14 protein-coding genes and 1 other RNA gene are annotated in these 16,569 nt (G+C 34.1%); 4 read left to right on the forward strand and 11 right to left on the reverse strand.

The features are described 5' to 3' along the window. Positions 1 to 65: 65 nt before the first annotated feature. Positions 66 to 405: a transfer-messenger RNA gene (gene ssrA, locus NK213_RS16510) on the reverse strand. 236 nt (positions 406 to 641) lie between these two features. Here ssrA and NK213_RS16515 point away from each other — a divergent pair. The 3 genes from NK213_RS16515 (at position 642) to NK213_RS16525 (ending at position 5,060) form a co-directional block, all read left to right on the forward strand. Next, complete coding sequence (locus tag NK213_RS16515) at positions 642 to 1,301, forward strand: GntR family transcriptional regulator (protein WP_253351195.1); 660 nt, start codon at positions 642 to 644, stop codon at positions 1,299 to 1,301. Between the two features lie 366 nt (positions 1,302 to 1,667). After that, complete coding sequence (locus NK213_RS16520) at positions 1,668 to 3,953, forward strand: bifunctional dihydroorotate dehydrogenase B NAD binding subunit/NADPH-dependent glutamate synthase (protein WP_253351197.1); 2,286 nt, start codon at positions 1,668 to 1,670, stop codon at positions 3,951 to 3,953. Between the two features lie 459 nt (positions 3,954 to 4,412). Next, a complete protein-coding gene (locus NK213_RS16525; protein ID WP_253351199.1) occupies positions 4,413 to 5,060 on the forward strand; it encodes a GntR family transcriptional regulator in 648 nt (215 codons plus the stop codon). A gap of 119 nt (positions 5,061 to 5,179) precedes the next feature. Here the strand turns inward: NK213_RS16525 and NK213_RS16530 are convergent, their stop codons facing one another. Genes NK213_RS16530 through NK213_RS16555 form a run of 6 tightly spaced genes read right to left on the reverse strand, consistent with a single transcriptional unit; the run spans position 5,180 to position 12,725 of the window. Further along, positions 5,180 to 6,409 (reverse strand): amidohydrolase family protein, encoded by a 1,230-nt coding sequence (locus NK213_RS16530; protein ID WP_253351202.1) that lies wholly within the window; start codon positions 6,407 to 6,409, stop codon positions 5,180 to 5,182. Between the two features lie 39 nt (positions 6,410 to 6,448). Next, positions 6,449 to 7,801 carry a citrate transporter gene (locus NK213_RS16535; RefSeq protein ID WP_253351204.1) on the reverse strand — a complete coding sequence of 451 codons (1,353 nt, stop codon included), beginning with the start codon at positions 7,799 to 7,801 and terminating at the stop codon, positions 6,449 to 6,451. A 52-nt stretch (positions 7,802 to 7,853) separates the two neighbouring features. After that, a complete protein-coding gene (arcC, locus tag NK213_RS16540) occupies positions 7,854 to 8,792 on the reverse strand; it encodes a carbamate kinase (RefSeq protein ID WP_253351211.1) in 939 nt (312 codons plus the stop codon). Between the two features lie 26 nt (positions 8,793 to 8,818). Continuing rightward, on the reverse strand, positions 8,819 to 9,724 hold the full coding sequence (locus tag NK213_RS16545) for a DUF2877 domain-containing protein (protein WP_253351213.1): 906 nt from the start codon (positions 9,722 to 9,724) through the stop codon (positions 8,819 to 8,821). Position 9,725: 1 nt separating this feature from the next. Beyond that, complete coding sequence (locus tag NK213_RS16550) at positions 9,726 to 10,985, reverse strand: DUF1116 domain-containing protein (RefSeq protein ID WP_253351215.1); 1,260 nt, start codon at positions 10,983 to 10,985, stop codon at positions 9,726 to 9,728. Between the two features lie 18 nt (positions 10,986 to 11,003). After that, positions 11,004 to 12,725 carry an acyl-CoA synthetase FdrA gene (locus tag NK213_RS16555; protein WP_253351216.1) on the reverse strand — a complete coding sequence of 574 codons (1,722 nt, stop codon included), beginning with the start codon at positions 12,723 to 12,725 and terminating at the stop codon, positions 11,004 to 11,006. Positions 12,726 to 13,127: 402 nt separating this feature from the next. Here NK213_RS16555 and NK213_RS16560 point away from each other — a divergent pair, with 402 nt between their 5' ends. Next, positions 13,128 to 13,787, forward strand: a complete 660-nt coding sequence (locus NK213_RS16560; RefSeq protein ID WP_253351218.1) for a GntR family transcriptional regulator — start codon at positions 13,128 to 13,130, stop codon at positions 13,785 to 13,787. Between the two features lie 72 nt (positions 13,788 to 13,859). Here the strand turns inward: NK213_RS16560 and NK213_RS16565 are convergent, their stop codons facing one another. The 4 genes from NK213_RS16565 to NK213_RS16580 all read right to left on the reverse strand — a co-directional run bounded on the left by NK213_RS16565 (position 13,860) and on the right by NK213_RS16580 (position 16,365). Then, positions 13,860 to 14,504 (reverse strand): CDGSH iron-sulfur domain-containing protein, encoded by a 645-nt coding sequence (locus NK213_RS16565; RefSeq protein ID WP_253351220.1) that lies wholly within the window; start codon positions 14,502 to 14,504, stop codon positions 13,860 to 13,862. A 109-nt stretch (positions 14,505 to 14,613) separates the two neighbouring features. Continuing rightward, positions 14,614 to 15,273: an NAD(P)H-dependent oxidoreductase gene (locus NK213_RS16570; protein ID WP_253351222.1), complete on the reverse strand. Its 660-nt coding sequence runs from the start codon at positions 15,271 to 15,273 to the stop codon at positions 14,614 to 14,616. Further along, positions 15,254 to 15,799, reverse strand: a complete 546-nt coding sequence (locus NK213_RS16575; RefSeq protein WP_253351224.1) for a flavodoxin family protein — start codon at positions 15,797 to 15,799, stop codon at positions 15,254 to 15,256. The genes NK213_RS16570 and NK213_RS16575 overlap by 20 nt, the downstream gene beginning before the upstream one ends. Positions 15,800 to 15,810: 11 nt before the next feature. After that, complete coding sequence (locus tag NK213_RS16580) at positions 15,811 to 16,365, reverse strand: PadR family transcriptional regulator (protein ID WP_253351226.1); 555 nt, start codon at positions 16,363 to 16,365, stop codon at positions 15,811 to 15,813. Positions 16,366 to 16,569 lie beyond the last annotated feature (204 nt).

Raw genomic sequence — 16,569 nt, forward strand, 5'->3', positions numbered from 1 at the left:
ATTATTTATAAGGAAACCATTAACATTAAGCTAAAATTTTTTGGTCTTGTGGACGGTGGTTATGATGGTGGAAGTGGCGGGAATTGAACCCGCGTCCAAAGTAAAAGCCGACTACCGTCTTCTACAGGTTTAGTCTATTTATCATTTTTAACATTGTGATATTAAACAAACAAAAGTCACAAGGCGAGTCTATAAAATTTCCTCTCTCATTATAGACATCTAAGAGAGTAAGCCGTTAAGAATGACACCACTAATAAGAGCAACAGCACCTCTAGTTAGGGTGAGCCGCCTTATTAGGCAGCTAATGCGTAATTATCGTTTCCGATTAATTTTAAGTTGGATTTTAAAGCTCCCGCTTACCTGCTGACAGTAACCTTTTTACCCTGTCGAAACCTTGACACTCCCAAGTAACCCATATTATACTACATTTTCTTATTTTTTTCATTATTTTTTTTACTTTTTCCCTGAAAAACTTTATATTCCTGTTATAAATAGCCATTTCTCCGTTATAAACACTATAAAGAAACGATATTTTACAGTAACTCATATACAACGATAAAACACCCAGAATCATAAGAATTAATTTGACAAACATGAGTTTTTCTGTAATAATTTTATATTATATACCAGAAGGTGATTTTATGAAGACAGATTTAAGAGTTTTAGCATATAATTATATAAAAGATAAAATATTAAATAATGAATATACCTCGAATCAGATAATCAGCGAAAAAATGATATCTGATGAACTTTCCATCAGCAAAACGCCTGTTAAAGAAGCATTTTTGTATTTGGAAAGCGAGAATTTCGTAGTGATTAATCCCAGAAAATCTGTTTCTGTCCGGGAAGTAGATCTGAAATTAATAAAAGATATTTTTCAGGTTCGTGTCAGAATCGAGCCGTTAATTGTGGAACTTACCATAAATTCCATGAATAAAGAAAAGCTTACAAAATCTCTTTTGGATTTCAAAAAAAAATTCACGAAAATGTCTGGTATGAAAAATGTTGATAATAACGAATTTGATAAACTCTATGACAATTACAGATATTTTTTCGCAGATAACTGCGGCAATCTTTTCTTCTCTGAGCAGATGAACCTTGTTTATGATCATCTTCATCGTATAAGAAAAGTATTGTACGGAAATGCCGCAAGAAGGCTGGAAGCTCTGGAAGAACATATTTACATAATTAATTGTATCCTTGATAACAGCACTATTGAGTTCGTAAAAGAACTCTGCGAGAAGCATATAGAAGAGGCTCAGATGGATTTTTTCAAAAATCTTGATAATCTGAATATCTAAATTTATACAGATATTACAGTTTCAAAAATAATATCTGTTTTTTATTATTTTTTATTTTTGAAAGAAAAATATATTTATAGAAAAATTTTCACAAAATCATATGAATTACAGGCATTTACATACTGTCAGATTTTCCGTCCGAAAATTTTTCAATTTTTTTTCCAAAATGTAACATTTTTAATTGACAATTGCTGAAAATCAGATATAATTTATATATATGTTGAAAAATAATTCATCAAATAAAAAATAATTTATCAAATAAAATATATAAATATATAAAATTAATCATATTCGCATTAATGTTTAGTTTTATATATTTAAAATTTTTTCAATATAAATCAATAACGGGAGATGGTGTAAAGAGATATGTATAAAATAGTTGAAAAAAGAATATTGGCTCCTTCGATATTCCTTATGAATATTGAGGCTCCGAGAGTTGCCCAGTCAGCAGAACCTGGTGAGTTTATCATACTTATAGCAGATGAGAAAGGCGAGAGAATTCCGCTTACCATCTGTGACTACGACAGAGAAAAAGGGCTTGTTACTATCGTAATTCAGACTATCGGAAATTCTACAAAAGAATTATTCAATTATGAAGAGGGAGATTATTTCCATGATTTTGTAGGCCCTCTTGGTAATCCTTCTGACTTTATTCATGAAAATATAGATGAGCTGAAAAAGAAAAATATTCTTTTTGTTGCAGGAGGACTTGGTACTGCTCCTGTTTACCCGCAGGTAAAATGGCTTCATGAAAAAGGGGTAAATGTAGATGTAATAATTGGTGCCAAGAATAAAGAAGCAGTTATTATGGAAGAAGAGATGAAAAAAGTAGCAAGAGATGTTTATATTGCCACTGATGATGGTTCATACGGACATAAAGGGCTTGTTACAGATGTTTTGAGAGACCTTGTTCAGGTACAGGGAAAGAAATATGACGAAGTTGTAGCTATCGGACCTATGATTATGATGAAGTTCGTATCGCTCCTGACTAAAGAGCTTGATATACCTACTGTAGTAAGCTTAAACCCTATAATGGTAGATGGTACTGGTATGTGCGGTGCCTGCCGTGTTACTGTAGGCGGAGAAGTAAAATTCGCATGTGTTGACGGTCCTGAGTTTGATGCGCACAAAGTTAATTTTGATGAAGCATTAAGAAGACAAACTATGTATAAGACTGTAGAAGGAAGAATACAGCTGAAACAGGAAGAAAAAGGGACACACCACAGAGAAGGCTGCGGATGTGACTCTATGAAAATAGATGTACCATTTGATAAAAAGAAAAAAACAGAAGATATTATTCAGCCTGCTGAGCAGAGAGTAAAGAATTTTGACGAAGTAAGTCTGGGATATACAAAAGAACTGGCGATGCAGGAAGCTACAAGATGTCTGAACTGTAAAAATCCACGTTGTGTGGATAACTGTCCGGTAAACGTTCAGATTCCACAGTTTATTATGGAAGTAAAAGCCGGGAATTTTGAAAAAGCAGCGGAAATTATTCTTGAAACAAATGCACTTCCTGCTGTCTGCGGAAGAGTATGCCCACAGGAAGACCAGTGTGAAGGAAGCTGTGTCGTAGGAATTAAGAATGAGCCTGTCGGTATAGGAAGACTTGAAAGATTTGTTGCTGATTATGTAAGAGAAAATAATATTACTTTCCCTTCTAAAATAGTTAAAAACGGTAAGAAAGTTGCTATTATAGGAAGCGGACCTTCTGGTATAGCATGTGCAGGAGACCTTGCCAAAAGCGGTTATGATGTTACTGTTTTTGAAGCTCTTCATGAGCCTGGCGGAGTTCTTGTATATGGAATTCCTGAATTCAGACTTCCTAAAGAACAGGTAGTAAAACCTGAAATACAAGGTGTTATGGATCTTGGAGTTAAGATAGAAACTGACGTTGTTATAGGAAAAACACTTACTATAGATGATATGCTCGGGAAAGAAGGCTTTGAAGCTGTTTATATAGCTTCCGGGGCAGGACTTCCGAATTTTATGCACATAAAAGGAGAGAATTCAAACGGAGTTCTTTCTGCAAACGAGCTGCTTACAAGAAGTAATCTGATGAAGGCTTTCGACGAAAGTTACAAAACACCTATAAAGATTGGTAAAAAAGTTGCTGTTGTCGGTGCAGGAAACGTTGCTATGGATGCTGCGAGAACTGCATTAAGACTTGGTTCTGAAGTATATATCGTATACAGAAGATCTGAAGAAGAGTGTCCTGCAAGAGCAGAAGAATTAGAACATGCTAAAGAAGAAGGAATCAAATTTTTATTCCTGAATAACCCTGTGGAAATTCTTGCTGATGAATCAGGATGGGTAAATGGAATGAAATGTATAAAAATGGAACTTGGTGAACCTGATGACAGCGGAAGAAGAAGACCTGTAGAAGTTCCGGGTTCTGAATTTATCCTTGATGTAGATACTGTTATAATGTCAATAGGTACTTCACCTAATCCGCTTATCTCACGTACTACACCGGGACTAGAACTGAACAGATGGAAATGTATTGTTGCAGACGAAGAGACTGGTAAGACTACTAAAGAGAGAGTTTATGCAGGCGGAGATGCAGTTACCGGAGCAGCTACAGTTATCCTTGCAATGGGTGCCGGAAAGAAAGCTGCTAAAGCTATTGATGAATTTTTACAACAAAACTAGTTTATAATATTATAAATCCCTGAATATAAAATTTCGGGGATTTTTTACTTATATTTTTTTCAACAGAAAAATATTTTGATTAACAAAACAAAAATACCGATTTATTAAAACACAGGCGTATTTTCTAATAAAATTCTTCTCTAAATAATTAATTTTTTTCTTGACTTTTTATTTTACATGATATATAATTATTTTGTTAATCAAAATATTTGACTTTAATACACGTAAAAGTTTCTTTTTACTCCACAAAAGTCTTCGTATGAAGGCTTTTTTATTGTACTTTCAAAAATTTTTGCTTTCAATTATAAAAAACCACCTAAAAAATGTCAATAAAAATATTGAAAAGACAGACTATATATAAATAAAATATTTTATTCGCTTAATTAAATTGAAAAAGTAAAAATTATCCTGTATAATCTATTTGAACAACTTTTTATTTTAGAAACGGAGAATCAGGAAATGAAGACAAAGGCTTATGATTACCTGAAAGAGATGATTATAAACAACAGAATACCAACAAGCGAGAATCTTAACGAAAGAACTATCGCAAAAGAATTGAATATCAGCACTACACCTGTAAAAGAAGCCCTGCTCCGTCTGGAACTGGAGAATCACATACAGATTTTCCCCAGAAGGGGTATTTATATAAAAGAGGTAAACCTGAAACTTATCAAAGATGTCTTTCAGGCCCGTATGAAACTCGAACCTGTCTTGATTGAACTAACAGTACAATCCATGGAGAAAAAACTTCTTTTGAAAAATCTGTTGAATTTGAAAAAGGATTTTACTGATATTTCAAAGGTAAAAAATCTTGATGTTGATATTTTTGATAAAGTTTATGAATCTTTCAGATACTTTTTCACCAATAACTGTAATAATCTCTATCTTACAAAGCAAATGAACGTAGTATATGACCATCTTCACAGAATAAGAAGATCCCTTTATAAGGAAGACCACAGAAGGCTTGAAGGGATAGGAGAAAGCATCGAAATAATAGATTCTGTAATAAACGAATCGCCAATGGAAACTACAAGAAATCTTTCCGTGAAACACATTGAAAATGCACAGAGTGATTTCTTTGCCAATCTCGATAACCTGAAAATTTAAGATTTTAAATCATATAAATTTTTACACAAAAAAACTGCCTGAAATATTTTCTTTTTTAGAAATGGCTATTTTATTTCATGGCAGTTTTTGTTTTTGTTGCTTATTTAAGATATATAATATTATACAGTAAAGTTATATTGTATTTTCTTTTCTGTTTTTACTGTTATCTTACCGTTTTTAATTACATAAAGTCTTTCAGGAATGTCTATAATTGCATCTTTTACTTTTTTAGTATCCAGTAAAACCATATCTGCATTTTTTCCTGCTTCAAGACCATATTCTGTCAGCCCTATAGCTTTGGCAGGATTTACAGTTATCATAGGAAGCACAGTTTCTATGTCATCTGCTCCTCCAAGATGTCCTACCGGTATTGCAAGCATTGCAGTCTGCATTAAGTCACCGTTTCCGTATGGTGTAAAAGCGTTTCTGATGTTATTAGTGCTGATACATACATTTACTCCGCCGTCTCTCAATGCTCTTATAGGTGTAATTCCACGTCTTACATTATATTCGTCGTTTCTTCCCCCAAGATGTAAATCTGTAGCCGGGAGACTCATAACGTTTATTTGTGCTTTTCTCATCAGCTCAATAATCGGCATTAATCTTTCTCTGCCTATAGCCCCGAGACTTGTTAAGTGACCTACTGACACTCTTCCCTCATAACCTTCTTTTATTGTTTTCTCACACAGATATTCTATTGTCATTCCTTCAGGCCCGTCTTTGAAATCCTGATGAAAATCAAGCGGTTTGTTATATTTTTTTGCAATTTCGAAAACAAGATCAATATGTTCATTAGCCGGAGCATCGTTATAAGGAATTCCTCCCACAGCATCTGCCCCCATTTCCATTGCTTCATACATCATTTTTTCAGTTCCCGGAGTTTTGAATATACCTTCCTGCGGGAATGCCACTACCTGTATATCAACTACATTTTTGAACTTTTCTTTTAGTTTCAAGATTGTTTCAAATCCTGTGAATCCCTGACTTGGATCAAATTCCGAATGAGTTCTTATATTTGTAATACCATGCTGTATTAACATCATCAAAACTTTAGTTGCTCTTTCTTCCACATCTTCTTTTGTAAAAGTAGGCTTCAATTCAGCTGTTACTTTTATTGCTTCTGCAAGAGTTCCTGATCTGTTAGGAAGTCTGTCAGCTATTAATGCTTTATCCATGTGGATGTGACTTTCTACAAGTCCGGGTATAAGTACTCTTCCGTCTGCATCTATCTCTTCATTAGCTTTTTCAGCTATATTTTCTTCTATCTTTATTATTTTCCCGTCTTTTATTGCTACGTCTTTTAAGTTTTCCTTGTCTGAAATTCTGGCATTTCTAATTATTATATCCATAATTTTCCTCCTTAGATTTATTATATATCATTTTCCTGATTATACAAAGTAAGAGATTACAAGTAGTATTCCAAGACAACCAAGAATCCATTTTGAGTTACCTTTAACCACGTCTATAATAGGTATTCTGAATCCTGACGATAAAGCCTGCATTGTTATATTTACGAAACTCATCTGGCTTCCAAGACCTACTCCTATTGCTACAAATCCAAGTTCCACAGGTGAGAAACCAAGCGAAACTGCTATTGGTATTACCAGAGTCAGTATAGAACCGACATATGCCCCTGCCGGTACCCCTACGAGGAATCCTGCAAGTACGGCAACAGGTACTACGAGACTTCTTGGTGCTATTTCCGCCACACTTACAATCGCTGCAAATGCTCCTGTTTCTCCTATTATATTAATGAAAGTAAGGAATATTCCCACGCTGAACAATCTTACAAGTATGTAATTTGATCCTTCTACCATTGAGCTTGATGATTCTCCCAGAGATAATTTAGTACACAGAGCTATTAATACAACTGTAACTATTGAGTAAACAAGCGGTGATATCAGCGGCATACCTACCAGTTTATTTACAAACGGTCCGAAAATAACCGCGAATAAAAGGAAAATTGTAGGTATTGTCATTATAAACAGTTCTTTGTTAGTTTTTGTTGCAAATTCATCTTCATGATCTTCTTTAAAAATTACTTTTCTTTTTCTTGCTCCGTAGTATCCAAGAGCAATAGCTAATATTGTAAATACTAAAGCAAATATTTTCATCATTGAAACATATTCTGCCACAGGTATATTACTTAGTTTAGAAACTATACTTGATTCAAGTGATGCAGGTGATGTAGTAAAACAAACCGCTGCTGCTATAGACATTGCCGCTATTAGTTCCGGTATAGCTCCCACTGCTGCAAATGCAAGAGGTGCAATAACCATGGCACTTCCTCCGCCGATTCCAGACATATATGTTGCTGCTGCCTGTAATATAACTATAAATGCCGCCAGATATTCTACTTTCCCTTTTATTCCTCTTTTTACAAGCGATAATGCAGATGTATATCCCCCTGACTTAAATACTGCCATTGCCAGAGCTGAATTTATAATTGGTACTGTAATTGTAAGCATTGCCGGTATTGATTTTAACAAAATTCCGTTTGCATCTCCCAGTGAAATTCTTCCTATTACCATTGCTAAAGCTCCGCCTACGAATCCTGCTACCAGCATGTCGAATTTTTTGTACAGCATAAATATTATTATTATTAATGGTATTACAGTTAATACAGCCATAAAACCTTCCGGCTTCTGTATTACTTTCTCCGCCTCTTCGGCAAATGTTATTCCTGATAAAAATAACATTGAAAACATGACTTTTAAAATCAAAGAATTTTTCTTAAACATTTTTTTCCTCCTGTCAGGAGCTCATTCTCCTGTAAACTAATTTATTTATATATTAATTACCTGTTATTACCGTTCCTGTCAAACCGTTAATCCCGTCTTTTGCCTTTTCCAATGATGTGATAAGTGCCTTCTTATCAGGATTACCCTTTATGAATTTTATTGCGGCTTCTACCTTAGGAAGCATTGACCCCGGAGCAAAATGCCCTTCTTTTATATATTGTTCAGCTTCGCTTACAGATATTTCATCAAGCCATTTTTGATCAGGTTTTCCGAAATTAACAGCAACTTTTTCTACCCCTGTAAGTATTATCAAATAGTCGGCTTTCAAAAGTTCCGCCAGTTTCTCACTTGCAAAATCTTTATCTATAACAGCCGGAACTCCTGTCAGCTGATTTCCGTTCTCGATTACCGGAATTCCTCCGCCTCCTACTGTTATTACCACATGTTCTTTTTCTACCAGATCTTTTATTATCTCAGCTTCTACGATTTTTTCAGGCATTGGAGAAGGTACTACCCTTCTGTAACCTCTTCCTGAATCCTCAGCCATTACATATCCTTTTTCTTTTGCGATTCTCTCAGCTTCTTCTTTTGTGTAAAATATTCCTACAGGTTTTGTCGGGTTTTCAAAAGCTTTGTCATTTTTATCCACGACTACCTGAGTAATTATGCTCGCAACAGATTTCCCTATATTTCTGTTTCTAAGTTCCTCTCTTACAGCACTTTGCAGATGACAACCTATATATCCCTGACTCATTGCACCGCACTCCGGAAAATCAATATCAGGAATCTTCTCATCAATTTCTGCTGCTTTTCCAAGTGCTGTGTTTATCATCCCTACCTGCGGTCCGTTTCCATGTGTAAGTATTACCTGATTACCTTCTTCAATCAGATCAACTATAGGTTTAGCAGTTTTCTTTACAGCTTCAAGCTGTTCTTTCGGTGTATCGCCAAAGGCATTTCCTCCCAAAGCTATAACTATTTTCTTTGACATTTTTATCTGTCCTCCTGTTTCATTTTCTACACTGTTTTCAAAACTGCCGTGGTGTATAATAATATTCCCATGAGAGTGTCTACTCCTGAAGTATGTCCGTTTTTTATAAGATTTTCATAACTTTTATACAGTGCTTTTTTCTCTTCTTCGCTATTTATATTATCAAAAAGTAGTTTCTTGCAAAATTCCGTTATATTCAGACTGAAGCAGGAATGAGACCCGTAATACAAATATTCTGCTGAAATATCTGTAGTTTTCATATATATATCCTGCATCAGTTCTTTTTTTAGTTTCTCTGTTTTTTTATGGTTTAAAAAATTCATTGCTGCCATCATTCCTACTATGAAATCATCGCCGCCCGGTGTAAGTCCTTCTCCTCTGCCCAAAAAGTAGTTATAATTCTTTATTTCTGTTTTTCCCGCTTCTACATCTTTTCTTATATTATTTATCTTTACCAATACTTCTTCGTTTAAGGTACTGTTTTCCACATCGGTGATTACCTTTACAAACTCTCTGTTTCCTATCCCAAAACCATTTTTATAATTATTTCCCAAAAAATAATTCAGAATTTCTTTTATATTTTTCTCTGCATTTTTCTTATCTGCTTTAGCCGGCAAAATCTTATTGCCATACATTTTACCCCGTAAATTCAGCTTCAAATCCATATCTTTAAATAATAAGAATTTTTCCGTACTGTTAAAAGTTATTTCTTCTCCGTCTTCTATATTTGCTATTATCTTTTTTATGGTGTGTTCCGGAACCTGTATTCCGAACGGAGACATAACTGTACGGTTACAGCTTATATTAACAAGCCTTTCGCCGAATTTCAAATTAATACTTGTTTCAAATTCACTGTGTAATTTTCCTTTCTCTTCCTTTTCAAAAATCAATAATATATTTTCTGAATAGGAATCCGAAAACACAGCTCTCATTTTAGCTCACTCCGTACTTTTTAGCCAGTGCTTCAAGTGCTTTAGTAAAACATTCAAGTGGAACTCTTACTGTTCCTGCACCTATTTGTCCGATTCCTGCTTTTTTATGTGCTATCCCTGTGTTGATAACCGGAGTAATTCCTGTTTCCACTACCTTACGTACATCTATTCCAAGACATGTTCCCTGAAAATCCCATGTTGGTATTGCATAATTAGAATTATTCGCTATACATATTTCTCTCATTTCTTCACTAATGCTAAGGGCATCTTCAAAACCGCCTGCACCAATGAATCTTGTTACCCCCGGAGAAGCTACCATTGCCATTCCTCCTACACCGAATGTCTCTGTAATTGCGCTGTCTCCCATATCAGGATTTGCATCTTCCTGTGAGTATCCTGTAAAAAACAGTCCTTCCGGTGTATTTACCGGTGCTGTAAACCATTCTTCACCAAGTCCGCTTACTCTGATTCCGAACTGATCTCCGTTTCTTGTCATTGCTGTAACTATGCTTCCTTCTTCTATTACTCTGGAAGAATCCATTATTACTTTACATGTAGCCATCATTATATTCAGGAAGAACTGGTCTGTATCTGCAAGAAATACTGTTACTTCTTCAAGTTCAGCCGGTGTTATGTCAGCTTTTAGAAGAGAAGGCATAATATCTTTCAGGAATAAAGCCGAAGCTGCTATATTTCTCTGGTGAAATTCATCTCCCATTGTCAGCGCTTTTGCTACTATAACATTTATATTTAATCCGCCTTCTATTTTCTGTAATGCTTTTGAAAGAGCAGGACCTAGCACATCTTTCATCCATTTTAATCTGTTTACCACTTCACTGCTGTAAGCCCCGAAACGAAGAACTTTTCCAATTCCTTCATTCATTGTACAGTATGCTTTTTTTCCGTCTGTATTATTTTTTACTACAAGCATAGGCATGTTTCCTGTAGTTATACCTCCCATAGGACCTACTGCATCTACACTGTGACATGGTATAAATTTTACTCCGCCTTCTGAAAGAAGTTTTCTTGCTCCTTCTTCTGTTGTTTCCCAGCCTTCGAATAATACCGCCCCTACACAAGAACCTTTCATAGGGTCTGTCATATCTTCCCATTTCATAGGAGGGCCTGCATGGAGTATAACTCTTTCATTTAATTCCTGTATTACTTCTTTTCCAGGTTTTACATCAATTAAAAACGGCTGTGCTTCTGTGATTTTCTGTATCACTGCTTCGTTTGCCTCATCTATTGTTTTATAGTTCATTTTATATCCTCCTCTGTTTTATTTGAGCTTCTTCAATATTTCTGCAAGTCTTTTGTCTCCGCCGGCAATTGGCGCCCAGTTATACTGAATTACTTTTGCATCATATTTTTTTACTGTCTCTGCAAATTTTCCAAGACCTATATTGATAATCACTGGTTCTGTGTTTATAAGGTCTGACTTTGCTTCTGTGTTATTTTTTTCTGCATCTGTATTATTAGTTTCATTTTTTTCAAGTGATTTAATTATTTCCACAGCCATTCTTGTTGCCTGTGCATTACTTTCACATACTATTGCACCGCTGTCTTTAAGCTTTTTATATTGCTCGCTGTATTTTTGCGGATCGTTTTCAGTACCTGTTATAGAAGCAATAAATACTATTTTTTTATAAGCAGAATCTTCTTTTATCTCTTTTATTACCGGAGCAAATACCCCTGCCATGTCCTCATGACCGCCGTAACCAATTACATTATCCAGTAAGATAACTGCTGTTTCAGGCCTTTTTGCCATTTCATATACCATATCCACTCTTATGCTTGGATCTATCATTGGATGCGGTCTTCCTTTTGTATAAAAGTCATCTCCAAGATCTATTATTTCATGACCGTTATAGTGCAGCATCATTCCTTTATCATGTGATCCGCTGTCCTCTATTCCATAATGGTCTCTTATTATCATTCCTGTTTCCGCAGCTAATGTTCCCCCGCAGTAAAGTCCTTTTATTGCTCTCTGTTCTTTATTTTCTGTAATATCTTTTACTTCTTTTATATCTTTTCTGATATTTTTTTCTGATATTTTATATTTTTCTGCAATTTCCACTGTTTTCAATGCTGTATCTTCAAGAGTATGAGTATAGAAAACATTATCATGATTTTCTCTTTTTTTATCTCCTAAAAAATTTGCTACTACTGGTTTTCCAAGAGTTTTAAATGTTTCTATTACTTTATCCCTTACTTCCGGTGCAGGTGGTTTTGATATAAACACTATTACATCTGTATCGTCATCTGATGCCAGCAGCTTCAGTGCTTCTATTGCTGTTATTGCTTCTATCTGTGCAGATAAGTCTCTTCCGCCTGTTCCTATTGCCTGAGTTATCCCGTAACCCTTTCTTGAAATTATAGTAGATATTTCCTGTATTCCTGTTCCTGATGCTCCTACAATTCCGATATTTCCTTTGTCTATTACATTAGCAAATGCCAGCGGCAGTCCGCCTATTATTCCTGTTCCGCAGTCCGGCCCCATTACAAGCAGTCCTTTTGCTCTGGCTTCTTCCTTTATTCTCTTTTCATCTTCTATAGAAACATTGTCGCTGAATAAAAATACATTTAATCCTTTTTCAAGTGCTCTTGATGTCTCATCGGCAGCATACTCTCCCGGTATAGAAATTATTGCCAGATTCGCATCAGGAAGTTTTCTTAACGCTGAATCCCATGTTCTTGCCACAGGAATTTTTTTCCCTTTTGACTTAGATGATTGATTTTTTAGAAATGATTCTATATTTTCCAATATTCCGTCTATTTCCCCCTCATCTTCTGTATCTATTACGATACAGATATCATTAGGAGTGGCTGCCTCTAATTCCTCAGTGTACAAACCCGAATTGGCGAAAATTTCTTTATTAGCCGGAGTTCCCATCATAACAGAAATTTTCTCTATACCTTCTTCAGCAGAAAGCTCTTTTGTGAGAAGCATTAAATTCACTGAATCCTGATATGAGTTCTTTTTAATTATCGTGTACAGCATTTTCCAAACTCTCCTTTTCTAATGTTTTGTCTAACTTACATCCAAAATAACCAGTGACTTCCAATGTCAAAACATTTGTATCTCACTATTTATTCATATGACAAAATGTAAGTAAGCAAGGTATTAATTATTTCATTAATTAAAACTCAGATAAAATAATGAGTTTCAATTTTGTAAGTTTAAAAAAATTTATATAAAAATATCTTTATAAAATTTTTGATTTGCATTTTTCAAATATATTTGTCTAATATATAAATACAATATAATATTTCAATAGTCAATATTATTTGTAAAATACTACTCATATTTTGTACATTGTGAAATATCACAAAAGTTTTTTTGATTGACAAAAAGTCAATAATTTTTGATAATATAACATATCAAAGATGGAGAGATTTAATTATGAAAAATAGTTTAAAAGAAGAGATTTTTGAAAACCTAAAAATGAAAATTATAAATAATGAACTTAAACCAAATGAAAAAATAAATGAACGTGCTATAGCGAATTCACTGAATATAAGCACTACTCCTGTAAAGGAAGCCTTATTTTACCTTGAGTATTTCGGGTTTATAAGTATAAAACCCAGAAAGGGTGTTTTTGTCAATGAAGTAAATCTAAAGACAATAAAAGATACCTTCCAGATAAGGCTGAAACTGGAGCCTATCATTATTGACCTTACAGCAAAAATAAAAACAAAAAGCTTTCTTGAAAAAACACTCCTGCCTCTAAAGAATAAATTTACAGAGCTGCTGGAACTTGATGAAATAAATGATATACTTTTTCATAAATATAATGATGAATTCCATCATTTTTTCACTGATAACTGCGGTAATCAGTTCTTTTACAATCAGATGAATTTTGTCTACGAGAATCTTACCAGAATAAGAAAAGTTCTGCATAAGGATATTCCCAAAAGAAGAGAGACTATAAGAGAGCATATTGAGATAATTGATATTATTCTTAATGACGAATCATATGAAAAGCTTTCTGAATGCTCTGTTGGTCATATTGAAAAAGAGCAGTACGAGTTTTTTAAGAATCTGGATTCTTTTAGTCTGTAATTTTTATAATTCAAAAACCCGCATAGTTTGATTAATAAACCATGCGGGTTTCCATTTTATTTATTATCCTGATTATTTCTGCCCGTCAAATTCAATATCATGATGACTCCCGTCGCAAAAAGGCTTATGCTTTGAAGCTCCGCATCTGCAAAGTGAGTAATGCTCTTTACTGTCCAGAATATCCTCGGAGTTATTATCATCAATAAGCTTTACTCCACCAGAGATATTTATTGATCCGTTCTTTTCTATTTTTATCTTCTGTACATCACTATATTCCGTTTCCCTCTTCCCGTCTTCAAGCGAGTATGATAATGCACCTGAAGGGCATTTTTTTATTACCTCTATAAGTTTTTCCACATCCTGTGCCTGCTCCGGCGCTATCCAAGGAGTATTATTTACATTAAAAACCTCCGGAAAGCCATGTGTACACTTCCCTATATGCTTACAAAGATATCTGTCGTAAAAAACTGTTATTTTAGAACCCTTATAAGCTTTTGGACCGTGTTTCTTTTCTTCTTTTCTCTCATTATCAAATTCCACGCTTCCATGTGTCCCGTCACAGAAAGGCTTATTTTTAGAGTGTCCGCATCTACATAACGAAACCACTCTGGGTGTTTCATATTCTTCCCCTTTGTAATTCTCTATCTTTGTATCCACTGCTGAATACGGACTATACTTGGTAAAAACTACCATTCCCTTCTTCCCGTTATCTTCCATAAATGTACCTCCTAAAAAATTCTCTTTTTGTTGATACTTACAGAAGGCATTTTTAGCCTCTTGATTTTATTATATCACTTTAAAGGGTTTATTTCAGGATTTTATATTTCTAGCTCTGATAAGGTTTCGCCAGTCTTTTATCCAGGCTTCCGTTTTTTTTCAGGATTTTATTCCAGTGAATATTAAAAATTCCCAGAGATATACAGATTTTTAGAAATATCAGCATAAGACTATTAAACTTGTGTAATTTCCCCAATTCTTTAATTGTTTCTATATCGAATTTACAATTCAGGGCATACTCTCTTCCTAATGCATAAAACGGTGCAAGTTTTTTATTTAGTGCTTTTTCAGGTATAAACTTCAAAGCTTCGCTTCCGCCTGTAATGGCTGTCCCTGCGTAATCTGCATTTATTATCTCTGCAAATCTTTTCAGATACTCTGCAAGAGACTTGGAATGTATTGCTTCCGGGAAACCAGAATGAACTATAAATCCTATTTTTTTGCCTTTGGAATTATACTCTTCCACTTCTTCAAAGAATTCCTTTACCATTCCCGGCATACCATCAGTATACAGCGGAAAAATAAAAATAATTTTTTCTGCATTTTCAAATTCTTTCTTGTGAAGTTCCAGTTCTTTTTTATTTATCAAGTAAAACATTTTACTTTCTTCATTTGTTTCCGACAAAAAACCTTTTAGAAAAGAATCTGCCATTATCTTGGAGTTACTCCCTGCTCCTCTGGGAGAACCGTTAAATATTACCAGTGACATTTTTCAATTCCTCCTTTCCTTTCCCCAGCACATCAAAAATTTCAGGTTTTGAATGAAAATTCAGTGAGAATCTTTCAAAAAATTTCTTTATTATATTTATATCAGTATCTTCTGTTTTTTCTGTTCGCTCCAAAATCATTCCAAGCTCTGGATAACTTCCATATCTTTCTTTATGATGGAATTCATTATTTATAATTTTGAAATCAGGAAGAACCAGAGGAATGAGCCTGTCCATCAGAGTTTTTATTCTGCCGCTGACAAATCCTGTTTTTACAGGCGAAACAAAAATCATAATATCAGCCTTCACCACTTCAAAGTATACCTCTTCCATAGAATCCTTAAATATACATTCTCCCGGAGTTTTCAGCCAGCATGAAAAACATCCCACACATTGATTTACTGTCATTTCCCCCAAATTAAATACTTTGATATTATCATTACTGCTAAACCTGTCTTTGTTAAGTTTCTCCATATAAGTATTTACACTCTCACTGACTCTGTTATCAATAATATACAGAATATTCATATTCTCCTCCTTTATAATTCATTTTTTATTACTTCAATTGCATAATCTGCCCATTCCAGACAGGCATCATAACACAGTTCCCCCTGTTTTACAGTAAGATGCCAGAAAATATGTTCCTTTTTATTTACACTATATATATCTTTAAATACCTGTACTGCATCATTTGCGGCTTTTAGGGATTCTTTTTCTTCTGCACACTGTTTTTTATAATTTTCAAGTATTCTCAAAGCCTCTTCCTTAGGAAGCTCATTTAGAAAAAACACTATCATCAAAAATTCATTTTTCATATTAAAAGCTTTTTTTATATCATACTGCGACAGCCATTTTCTCAGCTCCGCCCTTCCTTTTTCCGTAATCATAAATATATTTTTATTTGGACGGCTTTCCTGTATTTCTTTTCTAAAAACTACCAGTTCTGCTTTTGTCATATTATCCAATTCAAGGTAAATCTGGCTTGTTTTTACATGCCAAAAATAATGCAGTGATTTTTCAAATGTTTTCATCAGGTCATAACCTGACATTTCCCCATAATTCAGTAATCCCAATATTCCATGTTTTAATGCCATAACTTTCTCCTTTCATATTCCAATTTTAGAATAATACATTTTTTGAATAATGTCAAGTTTTTCTTGACTTGTCATTCTAAATTTTATATAATAATTATTATAAGTTAACTTATAATATTACACTTACTAAATTAGACCAGTTATAAAATGTCAAGGAAAAAAAGAAGAATTTTTAAATAAAAAAATGAGTATCACAAAATAGAC

Origin of the sequence: Sebaldella sp. S0638 (assembly GCF_024158605.1) — a bacterium.
In the GTDB taxonomy this organism is placed as follows: domain Bacteria; phylum Fusobacteriota; class Fusobacteriia; order Fusobacteriales; family Leptotrichiaceae; genus Sebaldella.

Bases quoted from the DNA above. Each gene is read 5' to 3' on its own strand.
- NK213_RS16515 (WP_253351195.1), top strand. From the start codon at position 642: ATGAAGACAGATTTAAGAGTTTTAGCATATAATTATATAAAAGATAAA.
- NK213_RS16520 (WP_253351197.1), top strand. From the start codon at position 1,668: ATGTATAAAATAGTTGAAAAAAGAATATTGGCTCCTTCGATATTCCTT.
- NK213_RS16525 (WP_253351199.1), top strand. From the start codon at position 4,413: ATGAAGACAAAGGCTTATGATTACCTGAAAGAGATGATTATAAACAAC.
- NK213_RS16530 (WP_253351202.1), bottom strand. From the start codon at position 6,409: ATGGATATAATAATTAGAAATGCCAGAATTTCAGACAAGGAAAACTTA.
- NK213_RS16535 (WP_253351204.1), bottom strand. From the start codon at position 7,801: ATGTTTAAGAAAAATTCTTTGATTTTAAAAGTCATGTTTTCAATGTTA.
- arcC (WP_253351211.1), bottom strand. From the start codon at position 8,792: ATGTCAAAGAAAATAGTTATAGCTTTGGGAGGAAATGCCTTTGGCGAT.
- NK213_RS16545 (WP_253351213.1), bottom strand. From the start codon at position 9,724: ATGAGAGCTGTGTTTTCGGATTCCTATTCAGAAAATATATTATTGATT.
- NK213_RS16550 (WP_253351215.1), bottom strand. From the start codon at position 10,985: ATGAACTATAAAACAATAGATGAGGCAAACGAAGCAGTGATACAGAAA.
- NK213_RS16555 (WP_253351216.1), bottom strand. From the start codon at position 12,725: ATGCTGTACACGATAATTAAAAAGAACTCATATCAGGATTCAGTGAAT.
- NK213_RS16560 (WP_253351218.1), top strand. From the start codon at position 13,128: ATGAAAAATAGTTTAAAAGAAGAGATTTTTGAAAACCTAAAAATGAAA.
- NK213_RS16565 (WP_253351220.1), bottom strand. From the start codon at position 14,504: ATGGAAGATAACGGGAAGAAGGGAATGGTAGTTTTTACCAAGTATAGT.
- NK213_RS16570 (WP_253351222.1), bottom strand. From the start codon at position 15,273: ATGTCACTGGTAATATTTAACGGTTCTCCCAGAGGAGCAGGGAGTAAC.
- NK213_RS16575 (WP_253351224.1), bottom strand. From the start codon at position 15,799: ATGAATATTCTGTATATTATTGATAACAGAGTCAGTGAGAGTGTAAAT.
- NK213_RS16580 (WP_253351226.1), bottom strand. From the start codon at position 16,365: ATGGCATTAAAACATGGAATATTGGGATTACTGAATTATGGGGAAATG.